Origin of the sequence: Burkholderia sp. ZZQ-2, assembly GCF_050768715.1 — a bacterium.
GTDB classification, from domain to species: domain Bacteria; phylum Pseudomonadota; class Gammaproteobacteria; order Burkholderiales; family Burkholderiaceae; genus Burkholderia; species Burkholderia cepacia.
The window spans coordinates 1-4,797 of record NZ_LDVA01000228.1; the positions used below are offsets into that span (position 1 = coordinate 1).

Sequence of the window (4,797 nt, forward strand, 5' to 3'; positions counted from 1 at the left end):
AGGGTGCCGCGCCGCTGTTCGAGGCGCAGCGCGCGGGGGCGATCGATCTCGCGCCGGCCGGCGACCTGCCCGTGCTGACGGCCGCGCTCGGCGATCCGTCGTTGCGGATCGTCGCGACGCGCGTCGGCTCGGCGACATCGCTCGGCATCGTCGTGCAGCCCGATTCGCCGGTCCGCACCGTCGCCGACCTGAAAGGACAGACCGTCGTCGTGTCGTCCGCGCGCGGCAGCATTTCGCAGTACCAGCTGTACGGCGCGCTGCGCGAACACGGCCTCGCGCCGCGTGACGTCGACGTGCGCTTCGTGCTGCCCGTCGACGCGTTCGCCGCGTTCGAGGCGAAGCGGATCGGCATCTGGGCGACGTTCGACCCGTACTACGGGCATGCGGTACGACGCGGCGCGCGCGTCGTCCGTGACGGCAGCGGCATCAATTCCGGGCTGGCGTTCCTCACGTCGCCGGTCGAAACGCTCGACGATCGCGCGAAGCGCGCGGCGCTCGCGGACGTGCTGGCGCGGCTCGCCCGCGCGGGCCAGTGGGCGCTCGCGCATCCCGCCGACTATGCGACCGTCTATGCGTCGCTCACGCGCCTGCCGCCCGACGCGGCCACCGACATCGCACGCCGGGCCGCGCTCGCGCAGCGCAGCCTCAGCGGTGCCGACATCGACGTGCTGCAGCGTGTCGCCGACCGCGCGGCGGCCGACGCGATCCTGCCGCGGCGCGTCGACGTCGCCTCGATCGCGATCCGCAACGTGTCCGCCTGAACGGTGACGCGCGTGGCGGCGTTCAGCGTTCAGCGCGGCCGCGGCATGTCCAGCGGCGCGCCTGTCAGATCCCGGACTGGCATGCCCGTCATCGTCGTTATCGAATCGACATGCTGACCGTCGCATCCGCGGCGGTAGTGGTTCCCGAGCCCCCCACCACGCCCGCATCAATTCGTGTTACGAATCCCCGATTCCTGCCTACAATGATCAGAACGCCTGTCGTCCGGCCTGCAGCGGACGACGACCTGATCCATACGGCGCAGCACGAGCCGGATCTCTCGGGGGACGTATGTCCGCGCACGCCAGAAGGCCGCTGGTATCGCTCGTCGTACCGTTCCACGACGAGGCGGAAACAATCGACGCATTCTTTGCGGCAACGCTGCCCATCCTCGAATCGGTCGATACGATCCGTTTCGAGATCGTCTGCATCAACGACGGCAGCCGCGACGACACGCTGGACAGGCTCATCGACATCGCCGCCGGCGACCCGCGCGTGCGCATCGTCGATCTCACCCGGCGCTTCGGCAAGGAAGCCGCGCTCACCGCCGGCATCGACGAAGCCGCCGGCACCGCCGTGATCCTGATCGATGCCGACCTGCAGGACCCGCCCGCTCTGATCCCCGCGATGGTCGAACGCTGGCTCGCCGGCGCCGAGGTCGTCGCCGCGAAACGCACCGACCGCATGTGCGATCCGCTGATGCAGCGCGTGGCCGCCGCGCTCTACTACCGCGTCCACAACCGCCTCTCCGAAGTCGAAATGCCCGAGAACGTCGGCGATTTCCGGCTGATGGACCGCCAGGTCGTCGACGCGCTGCGTGCGCTGCCCGAGCGGCGGCGTTTCATGAAAGGCCTGTTCGCGTGGGTCGGCTATCGCACCGAGATCATCGAATACACGCGTGCCCCACGCAGCGGCGGCCGCTCGAAATTCTCCGGATGGCGGCGCTGGAACTTCGCGCTCGAAGGCATCACGAGCTTCAGCACCGTGCCGCTGCGCGTATGGACCTACATCGGCCTCGCGTTCGCCGCCCTCTCGTTCATCTACGGCGCCTTCATCGTCATGCGCACGCTGCTGTTCGGCAACCCCGTGCACGGCTACGCGTCGCTCATCTCCGTGATGCTGTTCGTCGGCGGCATCCAGTTGATCGGCATCGGCGTCATCGGCGAATACCTCGGCCGCATCTATCACGAATCGAAGCAGCGCCCCGTCTATCTCGTGCGCCGCCGTTACCGCGCGCAGCGGGACGCCGCCGCGCATCCTGCGTCGAAGCTGCTGCAGTTCCCGCTCAAGCGCACGCACGCGGCCCGCCGCCGAACGCCGCTCCCCGCGACTGCCGCCGGCCACGGCGCGCGCAAAGTCTCCGTCAAGTAACCGCGTACACGCCGCATGGATCTCGCCCGGCAAACGATGCGATCGGCGGACCATCCCGTCCGCGCATGGCTGACGCCGCGGCGCGTCGTTGCGTACAGCGCGGTCGCGCTCGCGTGCTACGCGCTGTTCGTCGCGATCTGGGTATCCGTCGTCCGTCATGCGCCGGCCACCGCCCCGTCGCGCCCGGGCCCCGACTACGCGGTGTTCTGGACGGCGTCGTACGTGATGCTGCACGGCTCGCCGTGGCAAGCGTACGATGTGCCGACCTTCTCGCGGCTGGCCGCCGAGCTGTTCCCGCAGTTCCGCCGCGACGACCTCGTCGCGTGGCTGTACCCGCCCACCAACCTGCTGCTCGTGACGCCGCTCGCGCTGCTGCCTTTTGCGATCGGCTATCCGCTGTTCGTCGCGTTCGGTGTCGCCGTGTTCGGTTTCGCCGCATCGCGCGTATCGGGCCTCGGCGCGATCCGCGGCGCAGGGCGCGTCGGCGGGTTCGCGCTGATCGCCGCCCCGTGCGTGTTCGTCACCGGGATGTTCGGGCAAAACGCGTTCCTGACCGCGTCGTGCGCGGCGCTGGCCGTCTGCTGGGCGGACCGCCGGCCGATGTGGGCCGGCCTCTGCATCGGGCTGCTGTCGGCCAAGCCGCAACTGGCGCTGCTGTTCCCGTTCGTGCTGATCGCCACGCGCGCATGGCGCACGATCGCGTGGGCCGCGCTCGCCACCGCCGCGTTCGCCGCATTGAGCGTCCTCGTCTGCGGCGTCGAGTCGCTCCATCGGTTCGTCGCCGGCACCGCGCTCGCGCGGTCGCTCCTCCTCGAGCAAGGTGTCGTGTTCTGGCTCGCGTCGCCGGCGCCGTTCGCCGCCTTCCGGCTCGCGGGCCTGACGCCGGGGCTCGCGTATGCCGCGCAGGCGTGCATCGCGGCGCTGGCGATCGCAGCCGCCTGCATCGTGTGGACGCGCTCGCGCGACCTCCGCTTGCGTGCCGCCGTGCTGGCGGTCGCGACGCTCGCGGCGAACCCGTACGTGTGGCACTACGAGCTCGCGTGGCTCGGCATCGCGATCGCGTGCATGCTGGCGACCGGCTGGCAGGACGGCTGGCTGCGCGGCGAGCAGGCCGCGATCGCGCTCATGTGGCTGCTGCCGATCGTCGAATACCTGAACCCGTGGCTGCAATGGCCACAGATCGGCCCGGCCGTGACGCTGTTCGCACTCCTCGTGCTGCTGCGCCGCGCCGGCCCGCACACTCACAACGCGAGCCGCGGCGGCACGTAGACGCCGTAGTACGGCCCGACGCCGGTCCCGACGCCCGTCATCTTCACGCCGGCGACGAAGTGGCCCTGGATGTACTTGTACGTGCCGCCGAGCGACACGTCGATATGGAACGGCGCGAACGCGACGATCGGCACGGTGGTGCTGGTCGCGGTCTGCGTGACGACCGGCAGCACCACCGTCGCGCCGACCGGCACCGACGTATAGAGCGTCGCCTTCACGCCGGTCGCGAGATTGATGCTGTCGCCGATGTTGAGCGCCGTCGGGTTGCCGGTCACCATCAGGTTGCCCATCGTCGTCGTGTCGGTCGCGGTCGACTGGAACGAGGTCCACTGCCCGCCCATGCAGAGCAGGCCGTAGACCTGGCCGTTCGTGATCGAGAACTCGTACGGCTGGCCGGTCAGCGGATTGATCAGCGGCTGGTTGGTCGCGGCGTTCCAGTACAGGTTGTACACGCACTGGTCGATCGCAACCGGAAACAGCGCGCCGGCCGCCACCCCGCCCGGCGCCGCCAGCACCGCCACCGCGGTCGCGCTACCGGAGGCGCCGGGAATCCCGAGCAGCCCGCCGAGCAGCAGCGGAATCGAGCCGCCGTTCACGCCGGGCGCGCGCGACACGGTGACCTGCACCGCCGGCACGTCGTAGGTGCCGGGCGTAATGGTCGTCGGCTGCATGGATGCGGGATTGCGCGTCACGTTCCAGTATCCGGTGGTCACCGTGCCGGTCGACAGCGTCGCACCGGCCGCCGAGTTCCGCGCGATCACGCCGTTCGCCGCCGGCGCGGCCTGCGACCAGTTCACCGCGCCGCCGCTCGGCGACATCATCGCATCGGCCCCCGCGAGCGCGGCCGCATCGGCCGCGTTCTGCAACTGGTTGTTCACCGTGACCACCCACGCGATGTCGATCGCCAGCGCGCCGAACGACAGCAGCGGAATCAGGAACATCAGGAAGAACAACGCGACCGAACCGCGCTGCCGCGCGGGGCCGGCGGGTTGCGTCGCGCACACGTCATTCATAGAGCATCACCGAAGTCGCCGAGACCGTCACCGGGCCGGTGAGCGCGCTGAACGCCGAACCCAGCACGAGCCCCGTATACGTGTAGGTCACGGTCACCGTCAGCGCGGTACCCGACGTCGTGCCGTTCGCCTGCGTCACGGTCACCGCCGGGGTGGTCGCGGTGCCGCCGGTGATCAGGCTGTTCTGCATCGCGTTCTGCGCGATACCCGCGATCTGCGTCGTGGTCAGCATCGGCACGCGCAGCACGACGCCGGCCCGCGCGGCCTCGCGGCTCGCGTTCGTGATGACGGCCTTGTCGCACAGGATCAGGCTCGTGTCGATGATGCCGATCAGCACCATCAGCAGGAACGGCAGCATCAGCACGAATTCGAGAGACACGACGCC

The 4,797-nt window shown here is 69.9% G+C and carries 5 protein-coding genes; 3 read left to right on the top strand and 2 right to left on the bottom strand.

The features are described from left to right. From ABY44_RS15355 to ABY44_RS15365, 3 genes are all read left to right on the top strand, one after another. The coding region (locus ABY44_RS15355; protein ID WP_431641377.1) for a PhnD/SsuA/transferrin family substrate-binding protein at positions 1–761 on the top strand (761 nt) is incomplete at its 5' end. Between the two features lie 289 nt (positions 762–1,050). Beyond that, a complete protein-coding gene (locus tag ABY44_RS15360) occupies positions 1,051–2,130 on the top strand; it encodes a glycosyltransferase family 2 protein (RefSeq protein WP_060173196.1) in 1,080 nt (359 codons plus the stop codon). Between the two features lie 15 nt (positions 2,131–2,145). Further along, positions 2,146–3,399 carry a glycosyltransferase family 87 protein gene (locus ABY44_RS15365; RefSeq protein ID WP_060173195.1) on the top strand — a complete coding sequence of 418 codons (1,254 nt, stop codon included), beginning with the start codon at positions 2,146–2,148 and terminating at the stop codon, positions 3,397–3,399. Here ABY44_RS15365 and ABY44_RS15370 read toward each other — a convergent pair. Together ABY44_RS15370 and ABY44_RS15375 are read right to left on the bottom strand one after the other, a co-directional pair. Continuing rightward, on the bottom strand, positions 3,372–4,412 hold the full coding sequence (locus tag ABY44_RS15370) for a TadG family pilus assembly protein (protein ID WP_060173194.1): 1,041 nt from the start codon (positions 4,410–4,412) through the stop codon (positions 3,372–3,374). The two genes, ABY44_RS15365 and ABY44_RS15370, sit on opposite strands and share 28 nt — an antisense overlap. Then, the coding region (locus ABY44_RS15375) for a TadE/TadG family type IV pilus assembly protein (protein WP_431641378.1) at positions 4,405–4,797 on the bottom strand (393 nt) is incomplete at its 5' end. The genes ABY44_RS15375 and ABY44_RS15370, both read right to left, overlap by 8 nt.

Excerpts from the sequence above, each read along its gene's own strand:
- ABY44_RS15360 (WP_060173196.1), top strand. The coding sequence starts at position 1,051 with ATGTCCGCGCACGCCAGAAGGCCGCTGGTATCGCTCGTCGTACCGTTC.
- ABY44_RS15365 (WP_060173195.1), top strand. The coding sequence starts at position 2,146 with ATGGATCTCGCCCGGCAAACGATGCGATCGGCGGACCATCCCGTCCGC.
- ABY44_RS15370 (WP_060173194.1), bottom strand. The coding sequence starts at position 4,412 with ATGAATGACGTGTGCGCGACGCAACCCGCCGGCCCCGCGCGGCAGCGC.